Origin of the sequence: Dryocola baronae, from assembly GCF_051297175.1 — a bacterium.
Taxonomy (GTDB): Bacteria; Pseudomonadota; Gammaproteobacteria; order Enterobacterales; family Enterobacteriaceae; genus Dryocola.
Genome location: NZ_JBINNY010000001.1, coordinates 3480876 through 3503213, shown reverse-complemented (window position 1 = coordinate 3503213; position 22338 = coordinate 3480876). Strand labels below are relative to the sequence as shown.

Genomic DNA, 22338 nt, shown 5'->3' with positions numbered 1-22338 from the left:
TTGGCTTAAGGCAGTAATGCCGCCGACGGCACCAAAATTTCCGTGGCGATAATCACCACCAGCAGGCCGACGCCAATCGGCACGGAGGTGCGCTTCACCACTTCGAACGGGGAGATTTTCGCCATCCCCGCCACCGCGACAACCACGCCGGAAACTGGCGAAATGGTGCGGCCCAGGTTAGAGGCCTGCAGCATAGGAATCGCCAGGTAAGCCGGGTTGATGCCGGAGGAGTGCGCGAGTTTCGGGATCATCTCAACGAACGCGTAAAACGGCGCGTTGCCGGAGCCGGTGGTCATCGCCGCCAGCATGGTGAGGATCACCAGTACCAGCATCAGGATGATGCTCGCGGAGCCGAACGAGGTGGCGATGGAAATAAGGCTTTGGATAAAGCCGATGGTGCTCAGGCCCTGGGCGAAAACGCCCGCCGCGACCAGCAGCATAACCACGTTGGCGAACGCGTCGGCCATGCCGCGATAGCACACTTCCAGCCCGGAAAACACGTTTTGGGTGTTGAAGCTGCGGCAGAATTCGATGACTGCCGCAATCAGGATACAGATCACCAGAATCGTGATGATGTGCAGCTGCGGCCCCCATTTACCGTCGAAAATCAGCACGCCGATAATCGGCGTAAAGGGCAGAATGGCGTAGAACGACGGCGCGGTGGTCTGGATTTCGCTGACGTCGAGCATCTCGTGGTTAATGTGCTCTTTTTTGTCGAGGTAGCGCTGCCAGAAAAAGTGGGCGATCGCCATAGCGATAATCGCGGCGATAGAAATCGGCACCGTGGTTTTAAAGGCAAAATCGACCAGCGACATTTCCGCCGCTTTGGCGGCCAGCACCACGTCGCCTGAGGTTGGCGAAAGGATAATCGCGGCCGGAGAGGCGCAAATCGCCGCCGCAGCGCCCCGGCTGATGCCGACGTTGACCATCACCGGGAACAGCGTTGCCATCAGCAGCACGCCGAGGCCGGTGGCGGAAGAGACCGCAAGCGACATCAGGCAGGCCACGAAATAGGCGGCAATCATCAGGATGTAAGGCGAGTTGATAAATTTCAGCGGCTTGGAGGCAAGTTTCACCACCATGTCGTTGGCGCCGATATGCGTCATGTAAGCGGCAAAGCCACACAGCATCATAATCATCATGCCGAGGTCGCCGCCGCGGCTCATCAGCAGGATTTTTACGTATTCGACAATATCCGTGGCGGTGTAGCCGGTGCTTTCAGCGCTGGCCGGTAATACCTGATGGCCCATTAGCGCGCTGACGATCAGTAATAATAAGCCACCGACGAATAATACCCCGGTGGCGGAGTAGCCTTTGATGATGTAGCGGGCTACACCAACAATAACCACGACCCCAATAAGCAGTTCCAGAAAAGTAAGCATAATGTCCCCCGCTGCGAACGCCGCGTTTAACCGGGCGCGATCGCAACCGAATGCCTGAGAAATAAACAATAGTGACCTTTGCAGGGATCTGCAAAGCGGTACGAATGTGCCTGAGTGGTGAACGCTTTTTTCTGATGAGCGTCAACTTTCCCCAACTCCCCTCATCAGACGTGGCACTTTTGCAAGCAGCCCTGCAATTATGACATTTACTTATTGATTGTAGTTATGAATATTCGGCGGAAATAGCGATTAAATAGCGATGTTGTTAGTAATGAAATTAAATTTATATTGCCAGTTTGTTAATTAAAATGCCGAACGTAAAGCAATCTAAAAAACCTTTAAAATATAAGAAACTCAAGCCTATACTTCCGCCTTATCTTTTTCGGGGTTTGTATGCTGCAATCCACTTCCTGGTCGACGAGCCGTTTACGCTTTTTCAGAAAGCATCTTTTGATGCTGCTGTTGGCGTTTGGCTGGCTTTTCGTCAACAGCCAGGTGGCGGTGGCCTCGCACGATTGCCCGATTGATTTCAGCGCCCAGGCGGTGAGCATCCAGCATGGCGAACATTTGCTGATGGCGCATACCGACCCTGATATGGCGAAGATGAATGGCCCGCTGTGCGAGAAGCACTGCGTGCCGGACGTGATGCAAAAGGACAACGGGCACAGCGATGTGGCCGCGCTGCCGGTAGCAGATACCCTGGCACTGATAGTCCCTGACTGCGCGCCTGCGGTAACGTCCGTTTCCCGCCTTACCCCGCCCGCAACCGGCCCTCCGGCCACCATTCGGTTTTGTCGCTTTAGAGAATAACTCCAGCACCGTCACGGCTTTTGGGCGCTTTCGCCCCTCACTTTGACCTGTGTTCTGGAGATTTTTTATGTCTACGATTTTTACTCGCCTGCTGGCGGCTTTTGCTCTGTCCGTTTCCGTGGCCCACGCCGCTTCCCACGACATGCCGCACGTTATGTCGACGCATCACGATTTGCCTGCCGGTGAGGTTTACCAAAGCCACGGCGTGGTGAAAAAGGTGACCGCCACCTCCCTCTCTATTGCCCATAAACCCGTTCCCGCGCTGAACTGGCCGGCGATGACGATGACTTTTGGTCTGCCGTCCGCAGGTACGTTGCCGCAGGTTAAAGCGGGCGATGCGGTTGATTTCACCTTTAGCCAGCAGGCTGACGGATACCGGCTCAACTCGGTTACGCCGACTAAGTAATCGAGGTCATCATGAAGCAACATTCCCTGAGCCTGTGGCTCGGCGGAGTGCTGTTCGCAGCGTCCGTTTCTGCCGCCGAGGCGGCAGAGCTTAGCCTGCAACAGTCTCTTGCCGCCGCCGAACATTACTCCGCCGAACTGTCGGCAAACCGTAACCAGAGCAATGCCCTGGGCGCGATGGCCGATTCCGCCCGCGAGCTGCCCGACCCGAAGCTGAAATTCGGCATTGAAAACGTGCCGGTGCAGGGCAGCAACGGCCAGCGTTTCACCCGCGAAGGCATGACCATGCAGCGCGTTGGCATCATGCAGGATTACGTCAGCCAGGATAAACGCGACCGCAAGGCGGAAACCATTCTTGCCCAGTCTGCAAGCAGCAGGGCGAAAGCGGAGGCGATCCGCGCCGCGCTGCAAAAATCCACGGCGCAGGCCTGGCTTGATTTGGCTTTATCGACCAGGGCGCTGGCCGCCGCGCGCCTGCTGGTTGCTGAAACCGAACGCCAGACCGACGTGCAGAAGGCTACCGTTGCCAGCGGCAGCTCGCCCGCGTCAAGCGTGGTGGATATCCGCATGGCGCTGCTGGGCATGCGGGACAAAGTGACGCTTGCCGAGCGTGACGTTACGCTTGCGCAGACCCGCCTGTTGCAGCTCACCGGCGAACAGATTGACTCTGTGAGCGGGACGTTGCCCCGCTATCAGCGTTTACCCGCCGAACCGGCGCTGCTCGAAGAGGGCATAACGCAGCATCCAGAAGTTATCGAAGCGGCCCGCGAGGCCGACGTGGCGAAGGCGCGTTCCGCGCAGTCGGCGGTGGCGGCGAAGCCGGACGTCGGCGTTGAGGTTTATTACGCGCGCCGCGCCGAGGGCTATGACGATATGGCGGGCGTTATGTTTACCGTCGACCTGCCTGTATTTACGTCCCACCGTCAGGACAAGGACTATTCGGCGGACGTGTCCCGTTCGATGGAGGCCAACGACCAGCTGGCGCTGGCAAAGCGCGAGCACGTTGCCCTGGTGCGGAGCCTGGTAGCGGAATACCGGGCGGCGCAGACTCTCTGGCAGCGCCAGCAGCAGGAGATCCTGCCGCTCCAGCGCCAGCGTCTTTCACTGCTTGCAGCGCAGTATCGCGCCGGGCGCTCGACGCTTGCCGACCTGCTCGACGCTCGCCGCACGTTGCTGGACGCCGAGCTCACCGCCAATACCGCTGAAAAAGCCGTGGCGAAAGCCTGGGCTGCCATCCGCTATCTGACGCCACAGGACACTTCACTATGAAAACTTCTTTACGGCTTTCCCTGCTGGCGGCGGCAGTTATCGCCGCGGCCGGCGCGGGATACTACACAGGTATTCAGCATCAGCCGGTGACGACCGCCGCGCCGGAGCCTGAACGCAAGGTGCTTTACTGGTACGACCCGATGACGCCGGGCCAGCGCTTCGACAGGCCGGGCAGGTCGCCGTTTATGGATATGGATCTGGTGCCGCGCTACGCCGACGAGCAGACCGACCAGGGCGGCGTTCACGTTAGCGCACGGCAGCAGCAGAATCTGGGGATCAAAACCGCCGCCGCCGAACGCCGGGCGCTGAGCTATCAGTTTGACGCGTTCGCCACCGTCGCTACCGACGAGCGCAATCTGCAAATCGTGCCCGCCAGCGCCAGCGGCCTGGTTGAAAAGCTGTTCGTGAACGCGCCGCAGCAGTTTGTGAAAAGCGGCGAGGCGCTGGCGCAGCTTTGGATACCGGAGTGGACGGCGGCGCAGCAGGAATATCTGGCCGTGCGCAAGCTCGGCGACGGCGCGCTAACCGCCGCCGCGCGGGAGCGTTTGCAGCTGCAGTTTATGCCCGCGGAGGTGATTCGCCAGGTCGAGCGCAGCGGCAGGCCGCAGACGCGCGTTACCGTGCGGGCGAAGCAGGCGGGCTACATCAATAAGCTGGACGTGCGCGAAGGCTCGCAGGTTGCGGCTAACGCGCCGCTGTTCGAGATCGCAAGCCTGCAGTCGGTGTGGATTGTTATCGATTATCCCCAGTCGCAGGTTCAGGCCCTGCAGGTCGGCAGCGAGATTATCGCCCGCTCCGATAGCTGGCCGGGCGAGGCGTTCCACGGGCGCGTGAGCGAACTCTTACCCAATATGGAAACCACCACGCGCACCCTCAGGGCGCGCATCGTGCTGGATAATCCGCTGGCGTTGCTGAAGCCGGGCATGTATCTCAACGTGAAGCAGGCAAACGTGCGGCCACGCGCGGCGGTGCTGGCCATTCCCGAGGAGGCGCTTATTGAAACCGGGAACGCAAGCCGCGTGCTGGTGGCGACCGGCGACGGCTATTTCAGCCCGGTAAACGTGCAGACTGGCGCGACGGAAGACGGCTGGGTTGAGGTGAAGGACGGCCTGAAAGAGGGCGACAGGGTGGTGACGTCCGGCCAGTTCCTGATCGATTCGGAAGCCAGCCTGCGCAGCGCGCTGCCGCAGGAGAAACCTGCCGTCGCACAACAGGCCGAATATCAAAGCGAGGGCGTGGTGAAGGCGATGGACGAGGCGTCCGTGACGCTTGCCCATAAGCCGATTCCAGCCCTGAAGTGGGGCGCGATGACCATGGATTTCGCGCTGAAAACGCCTGCCGACGCGCAGGGCGTGAAGGTGGGCGACAGCGTGATGTTTAGCTTCACGATGGATGAGGAAGAAGGGGCGGTTATCACCCATCTGATGCCGACGGCGGGGGCGATGAAATGATTGCCGCAGTGATTCGTTGGTCGCTTAAAAACCGCCTGCTGGTGCTGCTGGCGGCGCTGGGTATGGCCGCGTGGGGGCTTTGGTCTTTGCAGCGCGCGCCGCTCGACGCCCTGCCGGATCTCTCCGACGTGCAGGTGATTGTGCGCGTGAGCTATCCGGGGAAAGCGCCGCAGGTCGTTGAGGATCAGGTGACGTATCCGCTGACCACCACCATGCTTTCGGTGCCGGGGGCGAAAACGGTGCGCGGGTTTTCGATGTTTGGCGATTCGTACGTCTACATCCTGTTTGAGGACGGCACCGATCCGTACTGGGCGCGTTCCCGCGTGTTGGAGTATTTAAGCCAGGTGCAGTCGCAGCTGCCGCCGGAGACCAAAGCTACCTTAGGCCCGGACGCGACGGGCGTGGGCTGGGTTTATGAATACGCGCTGGTGGACAGAACCGGCAGGCACAGTCTCGCCGAGCTGCGGGCGCTGCAGGACTGGACGCTGAAGTTCGAGCTGAAAACCGTGCCCAACGTTTCGGAAGTGGCGAGCGTTGGCGGGATGGTGCGCCAGTATCAGATTGTGCTCGACCCGCAGCGCATGCGCGCTCTAAATATCACGCACGAGCAGGTGATTAGCGCGGTGCAAAGCGCAAACCAGGAGGGCGGCGGCTCCGTTATCGAGATGGGCGAAGCCGAATACATGGTGCGCACGGCGGGCTATCTCAAGAATCTCGAAGATTTCAAAAAGGTGGTGATTACCACTCGTGAAGGCGTGCCTGTGATGCTGGCGGACGTGGCGACGCTGCGGCTTGGGCCGGAGATCCGCCGTGGGGTGGCGGAGTATAACGGTGAAGGGGAGGTGGCCGGGGGCATAATCGTTATGCGCTACGGCAAAAACGCGCTGGAAACGATCGATGCCGTGAAGGAGAAGCTGCGCCAGCTGAGCAAAAGCCTGCCCGCCGGGGTGGAGATCGTACCCGTTTACGACCGCTCGCATCTTATTGAAAACGCGATTGAAACCCTTTCCCATAAGCTTATCGAGGAGTTCGTTGTCGTTGCGCTGATCTGTACGCTGTTCCTGTTCCACTTCCGGTCGGCGCTGGTGGCGATGATTACCCTGCCGCTGGGCATTCTCGGAGCGTTTATCGTTATGCATTATCAGGGGGTGAACGCCAATATTATGTCGCTCGGCGGGATCGCGATTGCCATCGGCGCGATGGTCGATGCGGCGATCGTGATGATCGAGAATATGCATAAGGTACTGGAGCAGTGGCGGCACGACAATCCCGATAAGAAACCGGGCAACGCGGACTACTGGCGGATTTCGGAGCAGGCGGCGGTGGAGGTTGGCCCGGCGCTGTTCTGTAGCCTGCTGATCATCACGCTGTCGTTTATTCCGGTGTTTTCGCTGGAGGCGCAGGAAGGGCGCATGTTCTCGCCGCTGGCGTTCACCAAAACCTATGCCATGGCGGTCGCCGCCGGACTTGGCATTACGCTGGTGCCGGTGCTGATGGGCTATTTTATTCGTGGAAAAATCCCCGATGAGAAGGCCAACCCGATAAATCGCTGGCTGATTGCGGCCTATGAACCGCTGCTGGACAGGGTGCTGGCGCGGCCTAAGACGACGCTGGTGGTGGCCGGGGCTTTGCTCGTCGCTACGCTTTGGCCGCTAAGCCGCCTCGGCAGCGAATTTATGCCGCCGCTGGATGAGGGCGATCTTCTCTATATGCCTTCGACGCTGCCGGGGATTTCCGCGCGCGAGGCGGGCCGGCTGCTGCAACAGACCGACCGGCTAATTAAGACCGTGCCGGAGGTGGCGACCGTGTTCGGCAAGGCTGGCCGTGCGGAAACCGCGACCGATCCGGCGCCGCTGACGATGATCGAAACGACCATCCGCTTCAAGCCGCGTGACCAGTGGCGTGCGGGCATGACGATGGACAAGCTGGTGAGCGAGCTGGACAGCGTGGTGAAAGTGCCGGGAATCGCCAACGTGTGGGTGCCGCCGATCCGCAATCGCCTGGATATGCTCGCTACCGGGATTAAGAGCCCGGTGGGGATTAAGGTGAACGGCAATAATATTGCCGCGATTGAGCAGGTCGCCGAGCAGATTGAGCGCGTCGTGCAGCAGGTGCCCGGCGTAACGTCCGCGTTGGCCGAACGCCTGGCGGGCGGGCGCTACGTGGATATTAATATCGACAGGCGAAAAGCGGCGCGCTACGGCGTTTCGGTTAAGGAGCTACAGTCGCTGGTGGCGACGGCGATCGGCGGTCAAAATATCGGTGAAACGATAGAAGGGCGCGAGCGCTATCCTATTAACGTGCGCTATCCGCGAGAGATGCGGGATAACGTGCAGAAGCTGCGGGATCTGCCGGTGATTACGGCGAACGGCAGCCAGATTGCGCTTTCGGAGCTGGCGGATATCGCGATTACCGACGGCCCGCCGATGCTGAAAAGCGAGAACGCCCGTCTTTCCAACTGGATCTACGTTGATCTGCGCGGGCGCGATTTGAAATCAGCCGTTCAGGAGATGCAAAAGGTGGTGGCGAAGCAGGTGAAATTGCCGGAAGGCGTTTCCCTTTCCTGGTCAGGACAGTTTGAATATCTTGAGCGCGCCACCGAGAAATTAAAGATTGTTCTTCCCTTCACCCTATTAATCATATTTGTATTGCTGTATGTAACATTTTCTCGCGTTAGCGATGCCTTATTGATTATGGGGACTTTACCTTTCTCATTAATAGGCGGCGTATGGCTGCTTTATCTGTTGGGATATAATTTATCCGTCGCCGGTGCGGTAGGGTTTATTGCGCTTGCGGGGGTGGCGGCCGAATTCGGCGTTATTATGGTGCTGTATTTAAATCATGCCCTTGCGAAGCATAAACGTCTCGATCCCGAAGGCGGAAATGCAATGTTAATGCGGGCCATTCATGAAGGCGCAGTATTACGCGTGCGCCCGAAAGTCATGACGGTGGCGACGATTATGGCTGGCCTGTTGCCGATCATGTGGGGTGACGGCACCGGGTCGGAGGTGATGCGCAGAATCGCCGCGCCGATGATAGGCGGCATGGTGACCGCGCCGCTGCTTTCGATGCTAGTTATTCCTGCGCTATATGTATTATTGAAAAAGCATAAATAATCACAATCATTACCTCCGTATTCAGTCAATGATTACGGAGGTTTAACTTTTTTATAACGATAATAGCCCACTAAGCCATTTCACCTTTAAGCTGTTTTACAAAACTCACCGGGTTTTAAGAATTAACCCGGGGACGATTTAGGTTTCATTAAGATAAAATTGGTTAAGCTATGTATCGAATTTTAACCTGGTATTGATTGTGAACCTGTCAAATAAGAATTTACTTTTTTTAGTTTTATTTCTCACCTCTTTGGTGACGATGCCTGGCAGCTATGCGGCCGAGCAGGGGTTTTTCAGCAAAAATTGGGATACGCTGACTTCGAATATTTCGCAAACGTGGAATGAGCCTGAGCACTACGATTTGTACGTCCCGGCCATTACCTGGCATGCGCGCTTTGCCTACGATAAAGAGAAGACGGATCGCTATAACGAACGCCCCTGGGGAGCAGGTTTCGGTCAGTCGCGCTGGGATGATAAAGGTAACTGGCACGGCCTGTACCTGATGGCGTTTAAAGACTCCTATAACAAGTGGGAGCCGATCGGCGGCTACGGCTGGGAGAAAACCTGGCGTCCGCTTGCCGACGATAATTTTCACATGGGGCTAGGCTACACCGTCGGCGCAACCGCCCGAGATAACTGGAAGTACATTCCAGTACCGGTGCTGCTGCCTTTGGCTTCCGTTGGTTACGGCCCGGCAACCTTCCAGATGACCTACATTCCTGGCACCTATAACAACGGGAATGTGTACTTCGCGTGGATGCGTTTTCAGTTCTAAAAGGGAGCGGTGATAGGGTCTGAAATCGGCTCATTTTTGTACCCTTTAAAAAACAAAGGGTAATCTGAGATTGATAAAAAAATTAGAGACTTTTGTCACTTTTTCTCATTCGGGTACTGGACAAAACGCATCACAATTGTTGTACTGATGTCCGACACAGCATTTGTGTCTATTTTTCATGTAAAGGTAATTTTGATGTCTAAGATTAAAGGTAACGTTAAGTGGTTTAATGAGTCCAAAGGCTTTGGTTTCATTACTCCGGAAGATGGCAGCAAAGATGTGTTCGTACACTTCTCTGCAATCCAGAGCAATGGTTTCAAAACCCTGGCTGAAGGCCAGCGCGTTGAATTTGAAATCACTAACGGTGCCAAAGGCCCTTCTGCTGCAAACGTAATGCCTATCTAAGGCGCTACAAGCAGAATATAAAAACCCGCCAAGGCGGGTTTTTTTTCGTCTGCCGATCAGGGAAACAGATACACTTTTAAAAAGCATGCCACGACCAGCACGCTCATCATCACCGCTACCCAACCGACAATCTGCTCTTTCATCGCCATTTGTTCTACCCCTTAATCATCTTTCGGGATAGTGGCAGACAAAAATTAAGCCAACCTTAACGCCGCGATTTTAGTGGCCGGCCGCGAGGGAGACGAGCCAGAATGCGAGCGCGGTCATCACAAACGACCCGAGCAGGTTTAGCAGCACGTTCAGCGCCGCCCAGGCAAGTCGCCCGTCCTGAAGCAGGAAAACCACTTCGGCGGAGAAGGTGGAAAAGGTGGTCAGACCGCCGCAAAAGCCGGTGGTAATCAGCAGCTTCCACACCGGGTCGAGATGGGTGAGCCTGCTAAACAGGGCCAGCCCCATGCCGATGATAAACGCGCCTATCAGGTTTGCGGTCAGCGTGCCGAGGGGAATCGCGCCATGAACAGGGTTTAACTTCATGCTCAGGAACCAGCGCGCAACGCTGCCGGTTCCGCCGCCGATAAATACCGCTAATAGGATCTGTAACACAGCATTGTCCCGTTCAAAAGTTTGCAGGCTACGGAGTGTAGCGCTCGCGCATTCTGTTTTACACCCGATATACTGAAATTAATCGCGATGGGGAGAGGTAGGCTAATGAAAGTTGCCGTGGGGCAGTTTGCCATGGGGAAGGTTTGGCAGGAGAACGCAGCAGCCTGTATTGCGCTGATGGCAAAGGCGGCTGCGGCTGAATCTGACCTGCTGGTTTTGCCGGAAGCGCTGTTGGCAAGGGATGATAATGACCCGGACATGTCGGTAAAGTCGGCGCAAAGTGATAACGGCGAGTATCTCCAGATGCTGTTGGAAGAGAGCCGCAGGAATGCACTCACCACGGTTTTGACCTTGCATATTCGCACCGCCGAGGGGAGAGCCGCGAATACTTTACTGGTTTTGCGCGGCGGCGAAGTGCTGGCGCGTTACCAGAAAATCCACCTTTACGATGCCTTCAGCATGCAGGAGTCACGCCTGGTGGACGCCGGAAACCAGCTTGCGCCGCTGATTGAGGTGGCTGGAATGAAGATCGGCCTGATGACCTGCTACGATCTGCGCTTTCCCGAAATGGCGCTGAGCCTGGCGCTGGCGGGTGCGCAAGCGCTGGTTCTTCCCGCAGCCTGGCTGCGTGGGCCACATAAAGAGCTGCATTGGTCGACATTATTGACCGCGCGCGCCCTTGATACGACCTGTTATGTGGTAGCATCCGGAGAATGTGGCCATAGAAACATTGGCCAAAGCAGGGTTATCGATCCGTTAGGCGTCACAATTGCCGGAGCGGCTGAAGCGCCGGAGCTGATTTTCGCGCAGCTCAGCGGCGAACGCGTTTCGCAGGTGAGGGCAATGCTGCCCGTTCTTGAGAATCGACGGTTTGCCGCGCCGCATCTGAAATGATGTTTTTTTAAGCAGCGCTTGATTCACCTTGTTACAGATTGCTATTGTGTCGCGCGGGTAAATGACCGTTAATTAGCTCAGTTTATTTTTCGCCGTAGCCACGGCACGTATGACAAAAGAAGGTAGGTATGGGAGAGATTAGCATCACCAAGCTGCTGGTAGTCGGCGCACTGATTGTATTGTTATTTGGTACCAAGAAGTTGCGCTCGTTAGGCGGCGATCTCGGCGCGGCTATCAAGGGCTTTAAGAAAGCCATGAACGAAGATGAAACCAGCGCCAAGCCAGCCTCCGGCACAGAAGCTCAAGCGGATCGTATTTCGCACAAAGACTGATTTCTGACTGTCTGCGCCAGCAGAGATACAAAAAAACCGGCTCTCAGAGGCCGGTTTTTTATTGCGTATCGCGTTATATGTAACGTTTTGTAACGCTATTACTTCACTTCCATGCCTTTCGCCTGCAGGTCGGCGTGATAGGAGGAGCGAACAAACGGGCCGCATGCCGCATGGGTAAAGCCCATCGCCAGCGCTTCGGCTTTCATTTCTTCAAACTCGTCCGGGCTTACGTAACGCTGAACCGGCAGGTGGTGGCGGCTTGGCTGCAAATACTGACCAAGCGTCAGCATCGTTACGCCATGACGACGTAAATCGCGCATCACCTCGATGATTTCTTCGTTCGTTTCACCCAGGCCAACCATCAACCCGGATTTGGTCGGGATGTCCGGATGCGCTTCTTTAAAGCGTTCCAGCAGTTTCAGCGACCAGCTGTAGTCCGCGCCCGGACGCACTTTGCGGTAAATACGCGGCACGTTTTCCAGGTTGTGGTTGAACACGTCTGGCGGCGTTGCGGTCAGGATCTCTAAAGCGCGATCCATACGGCCACGGAAGTCAGGTACCAGCGTTTCGATTTTAATGGTTGGGTTTTTTTCGCGGATTGCTGAGATGCAGTCTGCAAAGTGCTGCGCACCGCCGTCGCGTAAATCGTCGCGGTCTACGGAGGTGATAACCACATAGCGCAGCGCCATATCGGCGATAGTCTGGGCGAGTTTAACCGGTTCGTTAGCATCTGGCGCGACGGGGCGACCATGGGCAACGTCACAGAATGGGCAACGGCGAGTACAAATTGCACCAAGGATCATAAAGGTCGCGGTGCCGTGGTTAAAGCATTCCGCCAGGTTCGGGCAGGAGGCTTCTTCGCACACGGAATGCAGGCCGTTTTTACGCATTGCCGCTTTAATACCCTGAATACGGGTAGAGTCAGAAGGAAGTTTGATCTTCATCCATTCTGGCTTTCTTAACAGCTCCTGGCGCTCTGTCACCACGTTTTTAACCGGGATCAGAGCCATTTTATCGGCGTCGCGGTACTTGACGCCGCGTTCCATTACAATGGGTTTACTCATATGGTGCGTGTTCCAGTTGCGGATAACGAAGTCAGTCAGATTGAATTCAAGTTAGTGTTTTATTTATCAACTATTTTTGAATTTCGCCACGGAGTATATCATCACTGGTGGGGAGAAATCAGCCGGGCAGAGCAGGAAATGGGGAAAGAATTGTAAATGAGTTGTTGTTTTGTATGCTTTACAGGTTAACGGCTGTCTTAAAGACCTCCTACCGGCTGGGCAAGAGGTCAATCTGACTAGCGGGCCTGAAACTCTGACTTCACCGCTTCGATAATTTCTTGCAGCACGGCATCGCGCATGCTGAGTTTGTTGTAGTGAAGGTTGAATTCAAGTGTTGAACTGGCAAACAGGTCGGCGTTGATTTCACGTAGATTAAACGTGTCTTTGAACATGTTGTAGACACGGGACGGCATAAAGCCAATTAAATCGCTGCTGCCCAGCACCGCGGCGACGGTGACAAAATTGAAGCTGCTGAACGTGATTTGCCGCTGCGGGAAGAAATCTGACACGATCTGCCGCACGTCACGCAGGAGATCGTCTTGCAGAATCAGGAACGTTTGGCCCAGCGATCGCATATCTTCCAGGGTTTGATGCGTTTGTGCGCTTGGGTGATCGCGACGGCAAACGGCGACTATTTTATCCTCATAAAGCTTTTGCGTTGCAATACTGCGGCCAGAATGGTGGCTTAAATCGATAAGCAGATCGCTCTGGAACTGCGTTAGCTGGCTTTCACCATCGGTAATCGGAATATTACGAATAAGCAGCTTAGGATTCACGCGCTGAATGACAGAGTAAATATCTGGAATAATTAACGCCCCGAGGGTGGGGTGCGTTGCAATGGTGATAGTTCTTTGTTTATCCAGCGTATTATTAATATCCAGCGCGCTGAGTATGGACTCAAGGCCCTGACTAATATATTCGTGTAAATGTGCGGCGTAAGCGGTTGGGGCAACGCCCTGGCCTTTACGTATAAAAAGAGGGTCAGGGAAGATTAAACGCAGCTTCTGAATGGATTGACTAATTGCTGAAGGGGTTAAGTTTAGGACTTTTGCCGCATTCACGATGCCTTTATGCACATACACCGCTTCAAAAATTGTCAGCAGGTTGAGATCGACATTGCGCAATGTCTTAAAAATAGGATGGTTATTATTGTCGTCGCGATCCATGACTCTATATCTCTATTGTTATGTTGTTATTCATGCTTAATCTCACAATCATTCACTGCATGAATGTCATCTTGGCAAATGTTATTACATGAATGAGTCTAGCAAGCTCCACACTTTAAGATGATGTATCTGTAACCCGGAAAGTCCATTTTTTCTCCAGGGTAGTACAAACGACATGAATGTCTTACTAAACGTATCCGTAAATAATTGTTAATAGTAGTAAGATTTTAAGAAAAAATAAATAAACAACTGCCTTAAAATCAGAATGAAAAGCTTTATGGCAGCAGGCCGGGGTGAAAGTATCCGGCCTAAAGATAGTGAAATTAATTTGGTGAATATTCAAATGCGGGATTATTCAAAAGGCTAATGAATTTCTTGATAAGAATAGGGGAAATACTTTCCATCGTAGCATCAGGATAAAGGTTTTTAACCTGCGTCATTTCCAGCCCCGCGTAGCCACAGGGGTTGATGCGTAAAAATGGCGTAAGGTCCATATCAATGTTCAGCGCCAGCCCGTGGAATGAGCAGCCCTTGCGGATCCTCAGACCGAGTGAACAGATTTTGCGGCCATCGACGTAAACGCCGGGGGCGTCCGCACGTGGATAAGCTTCAATATTGAACTCAGAAAGGGTATTCACCACCGTTTGCTCAAGGATGGTGACCAGCTCACGCACGCCAAGCTTTCTGCGGCGCAGATCCAGCAAAACATACATGACCTGCTGGCCCGGCCCATGGTATGTCACCTGGCCGCCACGGTCGCTTTGAATCACCGGGATATCGCCGGGAACCAGCACGTGCTCGGCTTTGCCCGCCTGACCCTGGGTAAACACGCGTTCATGCTCTACCAACCAAATTTCATCAGGCGTAGTTTCATCGCGGGTGTCGGTGAAGTCGTGCATGGCTTGTGAAACGGGTTCGTAGGGCTGGAGGCCAAGCTGGCGAATGAGAATAGTTTCTTGAGACAAAATACTGTCCACGGCAGGAGTAAAGAGTGGGGAAATTATATCACAGCGGGTAGAAAAAACCCGGCCATGGCCGGGTCAGGGATTACAACACCATACGAACGATTTCGATATTCCCCAGCTCTTCGTACAGGGTTTCAACCTGCTCGATATGCGTAGCGGTAATCGTGATGGATACGGAGTGGTAGTTCCCTTTGCTGCTTGGTTTGACCTGCGGCGTGTAGTCACCAGGGGCGTGGCGCTGCACCACCTCAACGACCATATCAACCAGCTCCGGCTTCGCCAGACCCATCACTTTGTAAGTAAACGGAGTAGGGAATTCGAGCAGTTCTTTCAGATTGGTTTTCATGGTAGCTCCAGCGTTACGGCATTTAAAATAATAACTCCCGCAGCGGAGTGCGGGAGTTGCAGTGATAGTACTTTGCAATGATGAACAGTATATGGGGGCGTCATTGCAACTTTCAAGTGTTCAATTATTAACCAAACCAGTGGTGGAACATCAGCTTGATGTAATCAATGATTCGGCTAAAGAAATTGCCTTCAGGCATCTCTTGCAGAACGACCAGCGGGCGCTGTTCGATGGTTTTGCCATCGAGCTGGAAGTTGATGGTGCCAACAACCTGATTTTTCTGCAGCGGCGCGTGAAGCTCCGGCGCGTTCAGCACGTAGCTGGCCTTGAGATCTTTCATACGGCCACGTGGGATGGTCAGATAGACGTCTTTGTCTACGCCAAGCGATACGCGGTCGTTATCGCCGAACCACGCGGGCTCTGAGGCAAATTCTTTCCCGGCCTTGAGCGGAGAAACGGTTTCAAAGAAGCGGAAGCCCCACGTCAGCAGCTTTTTGCTTTCTGTTTCACGCCCTTTGTAGGTGTGACCGCCCATCACGGCGGAGATCAGGCGCATCTGGCCTTCGGTAGCTGAAGCCACCAGGTTGTAGCCTGCCGCATCGGTGTGGCCGGTTTTGATGCCGTCGACATTCAGGCTTTTATCCCACAGCAGACCGTTACGGTTCATCTGGCGGATATTGTTGAAGGTGAATTCTTTCTCTTTATAGATGTTGTATTCGTTCGGCACGTCGCGAATCAGTGCCTGGCCAATCAGCGCCATGTCGCGCGCGGAGCTGAACTGCCCGGCGGCGTCAAGACCGTGAACGGTCTGGAAGTGGGTGTTTTTCAGGCCCAGCGCGGAAACGTAGCTGTTCATCAGGCCAACGAACGCGTCCTGGCTACCGGCCACAAAATCGGCCATTGCCACGCAGGCATCGTTACCGGACTGGAGGTTGATACCGCGAATCAGCTGCGATACCGGCACCTGCATGCCAGGCTTTAAGAACATCAGCGATGACCCTTTGAAGACCGGGTTACCGGTTGCCCACGCGTCGTTACCGACGGTGACCACGGCGTTCTCATCGAACTTGCCCGCTTTCATCGCCTGACCAATTACGTAGCTGGTCATCATTTTGGTGAGGCTTGCCGGATCGCGGCGAGCGTCAGCGTTGGATTCAGCCAGCACTTTTCCTGAGTTGTAATCGATCAGGATGTACGCTTCCGCATCAATCTGCGGGACGCCTGGGATCATCGTTTTAATATTCAGGTCGTCAGCTTGAGCGGAAGCCAAAGCCGCAAGGGTGATGGCCGTAGAGAGCGCCAGGCGCTTAACAAAACGTACAGGAAGGGCTGTATTCATGATAAGAACAACGACATCCGTGATGGAATTAAAAAAAGTGCCTTACTATAGCAAAAGGGATTTTTGCTGGCATCCGTCTTTGTGCATCATTTGTTAATGAGACTTACACAAGTTTACGCGTTACGGACACCAGCAAAGACTTATTACATAGCAGGGGCGTTAGTGATAAATGACTGCTGCTGCGCTTCGTTCATCAGGCGTTGTTGCAGCGCTGCGGCGTCGCTACGGCTGCTGAACGGGCCAAGCTGTACGCGGAAAATAGTCCCGTTGTACTTAACGGCACCCGGTACGCCAAACTGCTGGCTAAGCTTCTGCTGCCACTGGTTGGCGCGGTCCTGATCGCTTACAGCGCCGACCTGCACGACATAGCTTCCTGAAGCCGTATTTGCTGCCGGAGCCGCAGCCTGAACGTTACCCTGCACCGAGCCTGGAGCCGTTACCGGCGCAGCCGGAGCTGTTGCCGTTTGTTCAACTGGCGCGGTCACCGCTGGGGCTGGTGCCGCGGCTGGTTCAGTGGATTCGACCACACCTGCAGCAAGCGTCGTTGGTGCACCCAGGAACCCGCTGCTGTTCACCGGCGCGCCGGTTGGGTCTTCGCTTTTTAGTGAAGCGTTGTCAATTGCCCGCACGTTGCCCTGTGGGGCATCAACCGGTGCGGTAGTTGCGCTGCCCATGCCGGTGTTTAAATCCGGACGCGCGGGCAGGGCGTAGGTCTGTTTGGCAATCGTGGTGCACGCCGTGCCGGGGCCGGACATCGTGCCGTCCTGCGCGACCAGAATGGGATCGATGCGGACTTTGGTATTGTTCGAGGTATTCAGGCGGTCTGCCGAAGCGCGGGAAAGGGAAATCACCCGGTCGGTGCCGTACGGCCCACGGTCGTTAATGCGAACCACAAGCATTCGGCCATTGGCGAGATTGGTAATACGCGCGTAGCTTGGGATTGGCAGCGTAGGATGCGCGGCGGTCAGCGCCGCAGCGTCAAAGGGTTCCCCCGACGCGGTCAAATTGCTGCCCGGTTCTGCATCATAAATAGCAGCAAGGCCCGCCTGGCTAAAGCTGGCCGGGTTCTGCACAATTTTGTAGCTCTTGCCGTTGTTTTGATAATCCTGGTTTACCGAAGGATTCAACGGTTCATAGCGCGGTTCTGCGCCGCTAATTTCTACTACCGGACCATTACAGACGGCCGGTTGCGGCTGCTGGTTCACCTGCTGCTGCGCGTCGTCACCCGACGTACAGCCTGCCAAAATGACAGCTGCGACACAGACACCTAGCCAATGCTTAACCATTGCGCACCTCGTTACACGCTTTTCGACAACATCTTCCTGTGGGTATGTATCGACATAACGATACCAAACCCGGCCATCAGTACGATCAGGGCCGAGCCCCCGTAACTCACCAGCGGTAACGGCACGCCGACCACCGGTAAGATACCACTAACCATGCCAATATTAACAAATACATATACGAATAAAATTAGCATTAATCCGCCAGCCATAACCCTGCCAAATGTTGTTTGCGCACGGGCAGCTATGTACAAACCGCGCATGATGAGCAGCAGGTAAAGCGCGAGCAGAACCAGCACGCCAACAAGGCCCAGCTCTTCCGCAAGTACGGCAAAGATAAAGTCCGTGTGGCGTTCGGGGAGAAACTCAAGCTGCGACTGGGTGCCGTGCAGCCACCCTTTGCCCCGCAGGCCGCCGGAACCAATGGCAATTTTAGACTGGATAATATGATAACCCGCGCCGAGCGGATCGGTTTCCGGGTCGAGCAGCATCATCACGCGCGCGCGCTGGTAGTCGTGCATCAGGAAGAACCACAGAATCGGGATAAACGCGGCGACGAGCAGCACGGCAATGCCGATAAGCCGCCAGCTCATCCCGGAAAGGAAGAGCACGAACAGGCCGGACGCGGCAACCAGAATTGAGGTTCCGAGGTCCGGCTGGGCGGCGACCAGCAGGGTTGGCATAAAGATAAGAATCAGGGCGATGCCGGTATTCTTCAGCGTCGGCGGGCAGACGTCACGGTTGATAAAGCGCGCGACCATCAGCGGAACGGCGATTTTAGCAATCTCCGACGGCTGGAAGCGCACGATGCCTAAGTCCAGCCAGCGCTGCGCGCCCTTGGAAATCGCGCCAAAGGCGTCGACGGCAACCAGCAGGATAATACAGACGATATAAAGATACGGTGCCCAGCCTTCGTAGACGCGCGGCGGGATTTGCGCCATGACGATCATCGCCATCAGGCCCATCAGGATCTGGCCGATTTTACGTTCCATCATCCCCATGTCCTGGCCGCTTGCGCTCCATACGACCAACGCGCTGAACACCAGCAGGGCGAGGATAGTGACCAGGAAAATAGGGTCGATATGGATTTTATCCCATATCGACTTTTTATTCGGATTATCAGTCATGCTTATTGATCCTCAGAGCCAGGCGCGGCAGGAGCCTCAGCCGGCAAATCCGTGTTGTTATCCCCGAGCATCAGGTGGTCGAGGATTTGACGCATAATCGTACCTACCGCCGGGCCGACGCCGCCGTTTTCCAGAATGATGGTCACGGCATACTGCGGGTGATCGTACGGCGCAAATGCGGTCATTAATTTATGATCACGCAGGCGCTCGGCAATCTTGTGGGCGTTATAGGTTTCGTTCGCTTTTAGACCGAACACCTGCGCAGTACCGGATTTCGCGGCAACCTTGTAAGGAGCGTTAGCAAAGTACTTGTGCGCAGTCCCGTTAGGGCGATTCGCTACGCCGTACATGCCGTCTTTGGCTATTTCCCAATAGCCGGAATGAATATCGCCAACCGGAGGCTGAACCGGCTGCGTCCAGGGTACCTGTTTTCCATTTTCGACCGTGCTCATCAGCAGGTGAGGGACGCGCACGATACCGTCGTTAATCAGGATCATCATCGCCTTGCTCATCTGAATCGGCGTTGCCGTCCAATAGCCCTGGCCGATGCCAACCGGGATGGTGTCGCCCTGGTACCACGGTTTCTTAAAGCGTTTTTGCTTCCACTCGCGGGTCGGCATGTTGCCCGAGCGCTCTTCAGAAAGGTCGATGCCCGTGAAGTGCCCGTAACCAAACTTGTTCATCCACTCGCCGATACGATCGATGCCCATGTCGTATGCGACCTGGTAGAAGAAGGTATCCGCAGATTCTTCGAGGGATTTTGTGACGTTCAGGCGGCCGTGGCCCCATTTTTTCCAGTCGCGATAGCGCTTCTCTGATCCTGGAAGCTGCCACCAGCCTGGGTCGAACAGGGAGGTGTTGCGGTTAATAACCCCGGCGCTGAGCGCGGAGACGGCCATATAAGGTTTAACCGTCGACGCTGGCGGGTAGACGCCCTGCGTGGCGCGGTTAATCAGCGGCGTGTTCGGATCGTTTAGCAGGCCGGAATAGTCTTTTGACGAGATACCGTCCACGAAAAGGTTTGGGTTATAGCTCGGCATTGAAACCAGCGCCATAATGCCGCCGGTGCGCGGGTCCGTAACAACGACTGCGGCACGGCTTCCTGCCAGCAGGGTTTCAATATAATTCTGTAATTTCAGATCGATGGTCAGGTAAATATCGTGCCCTGCCTGCGGCGGCACCTCTTTTAACTGACGAATGACGCGGCCACGGTTGTTGACTTCAACCTCTTCGTAGCCGGTTTGGCCGTGCAGCACCTCTTCGTAGTAGCGTTCGATACCCAGCTTGCCGATATCGTGCGTGGCGGCATAGTTGGCCGTCTTGCCTTCTTTATCGAGGCGCTCAACGTCTTTATCGTTGATTTTAGAGACATAGCCGATCACGTGAGTCAGCGCGGAGCCATACGGGTAGAAGCGGCGCTTATAGCCTTTAACTTCTACGCCAGGGAAGCGGTACTGGTTGACGGCAAAACGCGCAACCTGTACTTCCGTCAGGTTGGTCTTGACCGGAATGGAGGTGAAGCGATGCGAGCGCGAACGCTCCTTCTTGAAGTTGGCGATATCGTCGTCGGTCAGATCGACGACCGTTTTTAACGCTTCAAGCGTGGCCTGCACGTCATCGACTTTTTCAGGCATCATTTCGACCTGATAAATCGTGCGGTTCAGCGCCAGCGGCGTGCCGTTACGGTCATAAATGATTCCGCGGCTTGGCGCAATCGGCACCAGCTTGATGCGGTTTTCGTTCGAGCGGGTCTGGTAGTCGGTAAAACGGACGATCTGCAGATTATAAAGGTTGGCGATAAGCACGCCGGTTAACAGCAAGATACCAACAAAAGCGACCAGCGCCCGGCGCACAAAGAGCGCAGACTCAGCCGAATAGTCGCGAAAAGAATTCTGTAATTTCATCCGCAGTTTTGTTCTACCAGGGTCGATGTTTACTCACGGTGATAGGGATGATTGGTGGTGATGCTCCACGCACGGTAAAGGCTTTCTGCTACCAGTACACGTACTAGCGGATGGGGGAGGGTCAGCGTAGAAAGCGACCAACTCTGTTCCGCTGCGGCTTTACACGCCGGAGCCAGCCCTTCCGGGCCACCAATCAACAAACTGACATCACGTCCATCCTGCTTCCAGCGCTCGAGCTGGGTAGCAAGATGCGGGGTATCCCACGGCTGACCGGGGATATCCAGTGTGACGATGCGGTTGCCTTTGCCAGCAGCCGCCAACATCATTTCGCCTTCTTTGTCGAGAATACGTTTGATATCGGCATTTTTACTGCGTTTTCCTGCCGGGATCTCAACGAGTTCGAACGGCATGTCTTTAGGAAAACGACGCAGGTACTCGGTAAAACCGGTTTGTACCCAGTCCGGCATTTTGGTTCCCACCGCCACCAGTTGCAGCTTCACTCATTAACTCCAGAGTTTTTCCAGTTCGTACAGCTGACGGCTTTCTTCCTGCATAACGTGGACGATAACTTCGCCCAGGTCGACCACGACCCAGTCGGTCGCGTTAATGCCTTTCACGCCCAGCGCGTCGATACCTTCTTTACGGGAAGATTCAACAACGTGTTCAGCGATGGACATCACGTGGCGGTTTGAGGTGCCGGTACAGATGATCATGCAATCGGTGATGCTAGATTTGCCCTGAACATCAATTGCGATGATGTCCTGGCCTTTGAGGTCGTCGAGCTTATCGACGATGAAATCCTGGAGTGCTTTACCCTGCAAGTGTTCCCCCTGGGAGAATAAAAGTGTTCGATGTGGCCCGTATGGATAGCCATTATACCTGACAGGCTGACTGAGCCTGCCGAAAATCGGCGGCGAGGCGCTCAAAGTGGGCTATCATCCCACCGGACGGCCTGATTTGCATCGCCATTTTTGTAAAACTATTTTCGAAAAGTCATGCTTACGGGCAGGAAATTATGGCAGCGGAGCATAACAGCCTGAGGTGCGGTGTCAATGGCTGACAACTTTAACTCTGCTGAGGTTTTTCCTGCGGCGGGCATTGCGCGCGGTTATTGAGTGTTTTTAGCGTGGCAAAGCCGTCAGAAATCTCCACCGCGCTCCATGTTCCCTGCTCGATAGCAAAGTGCCAAAGCGAGGCGGGCGGCATGTTGAGCAGAGTAGCGATGAATAAGCTCAGCACGCCCTGATGACTGACTATCAGAACATTCGCGTCACGATTGTCTGCTTTTATGGCTTTGCAGAATTCGCCGACGCGGTGGGTAAATTTTTGGAAGCCCTCGCCATGGGGGGGAATGACGTTCTGCCAGTCGCTGCACCACGCCGCATAGTTCTGCGCGTCGTCGCGTTGAAGATCGCGGTGATGGCGCATTTCCCAGTCGCCAAAGTTCATTTCGTTTAGGCACGAATCGATGCTAACGGGGATGGAGCGATCCTGCAGAATCAGCCGGGCCGTATGCTGCGCACGCCCCAGCTCGCTGCAAATCACCTTATCGAACTCAACCTCGCGCAGCATTTGCCCAACGGCGTGTGCCTGGCTTATGCCCTTTTCAGTCAGCTCAGTTTCGGAAATGCCGCTGTAAACACCGTCGACGTTCGCCTGGGTTTGCCCGTGGCGCACTAACCAGAGTTTCATCTCATCCCCA

Annotated in this window: 22 protein-coding genes; 9 read left to right on the top strand and 13 right to left on the bottom strand. The window is 55.2% G+C overall.

Going from position 1 to position 22338, the window contains the following annotated elements:
• Nucleotides 1-5: 5 nt before the first annotated feature.
• The gene (gene dcuC / locus ACSPHG_RS16725) at nt 6-1382 is read right to left on the bottom strand and encodes an anaerobic C4-dicarboxylate transporter DcuC (RefSeq protein WP_435954615.1); all 1377 of its coding nucleotides are present in this window, start codon (nt 1380-1382) and stop codon (nt 6-8) included.
• Nucleotides 1383-1775: 393 nt separating this feature from the next.
• Here dcuC and ACSPHG_RS16720 point away from each other — a divergent pair, with 393 nt between their 5' ends.
• The 7 genes from ACSPHG_RS16720 (at nt 1776) to cspE (ending at nt 9613) form a co-directional block, all read left to right on the top strand.
• Entirely contained in the window at nt 1776-2192 is a 417-nt protein-coding gene (locus ACSPHG_RS16720) for a DUF2946 domain-containing protein (RefSeq protein WP_435954614.1), read from the top strand.
• A 67-nt stretch (nt 2193-2259) separates the two neighbouring features.
• The gene (locus tag ACSPHG_RS16715; RefSeq protein ID WP_435954613.1) at nt 2260-2598 is read left to right on the top strand and encodes a copper-binding protein; all 339 of its coding nucleotides are present in this window, start codon (nt 2260-2262) and stop codon (nt 2596-2598) included.
• Nucleotides 2599-2609: 11 nt separating this feature from the next.
• Nucleotides 2610-3866: a TolC family protein gene (locus tag ACSPHG_RS16710; protein ID WP_435954612.1), complete on the top strand. Its 1257-nt coding sequence runs from the start codon at nt 2610-2612 to the stop codon at nt 3864-3866.
• Nucleotides 3863-5317, top strand: a complete 1455-nt coding sequence (locus ACSPHG_RS16705; RefSeq protein WP_435954611.1) for an efflux RND transporter periplasmic adaptor subunit — start codon at nt 3863-3865, stop codon at nt 5315-5317. Before ACSPHG_RS16710 ends, ACSPHG_RS16705 begins: the two co-directional genes overlap by 4 nt.
• Entirely contained in the window at nt 5314-8433 is a 3120-nt protein-coding gene (locus ACSPHG_RS16700; protein ID WP_435954610.1) for an efflux RND transporter permease subunit, read from the top strand. Before ACSPHG_RS16705 ends, ACSPHG_RS16700 begins: the two co-directional genes overlap by 4 nt.
• A gap of 205 nt (nt 8434-8638) precedes the next feature.
• A complete protein-coding gene (gene pagP, locus ACSPHG_RS16695) occupies nt 8639-9208 on the top strand; it encodes a lipid IV(A) palmitoyltransferase PagP (protein ID WP_435956045.1) in 570 nt (189 codons plus the stop codon).
• Nucleotides 9209-9403: 195 nt separating this feature from the next.
• Entirely contained in the window at nt 9404-9613 is a 210-nt protein-coding gene (gene cspE, locus ACSPHG_RS16690; protein WP_004100146.1) for a transcription antiterminator/RNA stability regulator CspE, read from the top strand.
• A gap of 219 nt (nt 9614-9832) precedes the next feature.
• On the opposite strand, the gene crcB is transcribed toward cspE, so the two are convergent.
• Entirely contained in the window at nt 9833-10216 is a 384-nt protein-coding gene (crcB, locus tag ACSPHG_RS16685) for a fluoride efflux transporter CrcB (RefSeq protein WP_435954609.1), read from the bottom strand.
• A gap of 105 nt (nt 10217-10321) precedes the next feature.
• Between crcB and ACSPHG_RS16680 the strand changes: the two genes are divergently transcribed.
• Nucleotides 10322-11110 carry a deaminated glutathione amidase gene (locus ACSPHG_RS16680; protein WP_435954608.1) on the top strand — a complete coding sequence of 263 codons (789 nt, stop codon included), beginning with the start codon at nt 10322-10324 and terminating at the stop codon, nt 11108-11110.
• Between the two features lie 128 nt (nt 11111-11238).
• A complete protein-coding gene (tatE, locus tag ACSPHG_RS16675) occupies nt 11239-11442 on the top strand; it encodes a twin-arginine translocase subunit TatE (protein ID WP_435954607.1) in 204 nt (67 codons plus the stop codon).
• A 98-nt stretch (nt 11443-11540) separates the two neighbouring features.
• On the opposite strand, the gene lipA is transcribed toward tatE, so the two are convergent.
• The 11 genes from lipA to ACSPHG_RS16620 all read right to left on the bottom strand — a co-directional run bounded on the left by lipA (nt 11541) and on the right by ACSPHG_RS16620 (nt 22328).
• Nucleotides 11541-12506 carry a lipoyl synthase gene (lipA, locus tag ACSPHG_RS16670; protein ID WP_435954606.1) on the bottom strand — a complete coding sequence of 322 codons (966 nt, stop codon included), beginning with the start codon at nt 12504-12506 and terminating at the stop codon, nt 11541-11543.
• A gap of 236 nt (nt 12507-12742) precedes the next feature.
• The gene (locus ACSPHG_RS16665) at nt 12743-13672 is read right to left on the bottom strand and encodes a YbeF family transcriptional regulator (RefSeq protein ID WP_435954605.1); all 930 of its coding nucleotides are present in this window, start codon (nt 13670-13672) and stop codon (nt 12743-12745) included.
• Nucleotides 13673-13995: 323 nt separating this feature from the next.
• Nucleotides 13996-14637, bottom strand: coding sequence for a lipoyl(octanoyl) transferase LipB (lipB, locus tag ACSPHG_RS16660; RefSeq protein WP_435954604.1), 642 nt, complete (start codon nt 14635-14637; stop codon nt 13996-13998).
• 82 nt (nt 14638-14719) lie between these two features.
• Nucleotides 14720-14983, bottom strand: a complete 264-nt coding sequence (gene ybeD / locus ACSPHG_RS16655; protein WP_435954603.1) for a DUF493 family protein YbeD — start codon at nt 14981-14983, stop codon at nt 14720-14722.
• A 127-nt stretch (nt 14984-15110) separates the two neighbouring features.
• Entirely contained in the window at nt 15111-16322 is a 1212-nt protein-coding gene (gene dacA, locus ACSPHG_RS16650; protein ID WP_435954602.1) for a D-alanyl-D-alanine carboxypeptidase DacA, read from the bottom strand.
• A gap of 143 nt (nt 16323-16465) precedes the next feature.
• Nucleotides 16466-17608, bottom strand: a complete 1143-nt coding sequence (gene rlpA / locus ACSPHG_RS16645) for an endolytic peptidoglycan transglycosylase RlpA (protein ID WP_435954601.1) — start codon at nt 17606-17608, stop codon at nt 16466-16468.
• 11 nt (nt 17609-17619) lie between these two features.
• A complete protein-coding gene (mrdB, locus tag ACSPHG_RS16640; RefSeq protein WP_435954600.1) occupies nt 17620-18732 on the bottom strand; it encodes a peptidoglycan glycosyltransferase MrdB in 1113 nt (370 codons plus the stop codon).
• Nucleotides 18733-18734: 2 nt separating this feature from the next.
• Complete coding sequence (mrdA, locus tag ACSPHG_RS16635; RefSeq protein ID WP_435954599.1) at nt 18735-20636, bottom strand: peptidoglycan DD-transpeptidase MrdA; 1902 nt, start codon at nt 20634-20636, stop codon at nt 18735-18737.
• A 29-nt stretch (nt 20637-20665) separates the two neighbouring features.
• Nucleotides 20666-21136 carry a 23S rRNA (pseudouridine(1915)-N(3))-methyltransferase RlmH gene (gene rlmH, locus ACSPHG_RS16630; protein ID WP_121267148.1) on the bottom strand — a complete coding sequence of 157 codons (471 nt, stop codon included), beginning with the start codon at nt 21134-21136 and terminating at the stop codon, nt 20666-20668.
• A gap of 3 nt (nt 21137-21139) precedes the next feature.
• Nucleotides 21140-21457 carry a ribosome silencing factor gene (rsfS, locus tag ACSPHG_RS16625; protein ID WP_435954598.1) on the bottom strand — a complete coding sequence of 106 codons (318 nt, stop codon included), beginning with the start codon at nt 21455-21457 and terminating at the stop codon, nt 21140-21142.
• A 244-nt stretch (nt 21458-21701) separates the two neighbouring features.
• A complete protein-coding gene (locus ACSPHG_RS16620) occupies nt 21702-22328 on the bottom strand; it encodes an adenosylcobalamin/alpha-ribazole phosphatase (RefSeq protein WP_435954597.1) in 627 nt (208 codons plus the stop codon).
• Nucleotides 22329-22338 lie beyond the last annotated feature (10 nt).

Excerpts from the sequence above, each read along its gene's own strand:
- dcuC (WP_435954615.1), bottom strand. The coding sequence starts at position 1,382 with ATGCTTACTTTTCTGGAACTGCTTATTGGGGTCGTGGTTATTGTTGGT.
- ACSPHG_RS16720 (WP_435954614.1), top strand. The coding sequence starts at position 1,776 with ATGCTGCAATCCACTTCCTGGTCGACGAGCCGTTTACGCTTTTTCAGA.
- ACSPHG_RS16715 (WP_435954613.1), top strand. The coding sequence starts at position 2,260 with ATGTCTACGATTTTTACTCGCCTGCTGGCGGCTTTTGCTCTGTCCGTT.
- ACSPHG_RS16710 (WP_435954612.1), top strand. The coding sequence starts at position 2,610 with ATGAAGCAACATTCCCTGAGCCTGTGGCTCGGCGGAGTGCTGTTCGCA.
- ACSPHG_RS16705 (WP_435954611.1), top strand. The coding sequence starts at position 3,863 with ATGAAAACTTCTTTACGGCTTTCCCTGCTGGCGGCGGCAGTTATCGCC.
- ACSPHG_RS16700 (WP_435954610.1), top strand. The coding sequence starts at position 5,314 with ATGATTGCCGCAGTGATTCGTTGGTCGCTTAAAAACCGCCTGCTGGTG.
- cspE (WP_004100146.1), top strand. The coding sequence starts at position 9,404 with ATGTCTAAGATTAAAGGTAACGTTAAGTGGTTTAATGAGTCCAAAGGC.
- ACSPHG_RS16680 (WP_435954608.1), top strand. The coding sequence starts at position 10,322 with ATGAAAGTTGCCGTGGGGCAGTTTGCCATGGGGAAGGTTTGGCAGGAG.
- tatE (WP_435954607.1), top strand. The coding sequence starts at position 11,239 with ATGGGAGAGATTAGCATCACCAAGCTGCTGGTAGTCGGCGCACTGATT.
- lipA (WP_435954606.1), bottom strand. The coding sequence starts at position 12,506 with ATGAGTAAACCCATTGTAATGGAACGCGGCGTCAAGTACCGCGACGCC.
- ACSPHG_RS16665 (WP_435954605.1), bottom strand. The coding sequence starts at position 13,672 with ATGGATCGCGACGACAATAATAACCATCCTATTTTTAAGACATTGCGC.
- ybeD (WP_435954603.1), bottom strand. The coding sequence starts at position 14,983 with ATGAAAACCAATCTGAAAGAACTGCTCGAATTCCCTACTCCGTTTACT.
- dacA (WP_435954602.1), bottom strand. The coding sequence starts at position 16,322 with ATGAATACAGCCCTTCCTGTACGTTTTGTTAAGCGCCTGGCGCTCTCT.
- rlpA (WP_435954601.1), bottom strand. The coding sequence starts at position 17,608 with ATGGTTAAGCATTGGCTAGGTGTCTGTGTCGCAGCTGTCATTTTGGCA.
- mrdB (WP_435954600.1), bottom strand. The coding sequence starts at position 18,732 with ATGACTGATAATCCGAATAAAAAGTCGATATGGGATAAAATCCATATC.
- mrdA (WP_435954599.1), bottom strand. The coding sequence starts at position 20,636 with ATGAAATTACAGAATTCTTTTCGCGACTATTCGGCTGAGTCTGCGCTC.
- ACSPHG_RS16620 (WP_435954597.1), bottom strand. The coding sequence starts at position 22,328 with ATGAAACTCTGGTTAGTGCGCCACGGGCAAACCCAGGCGAACGTCGAC.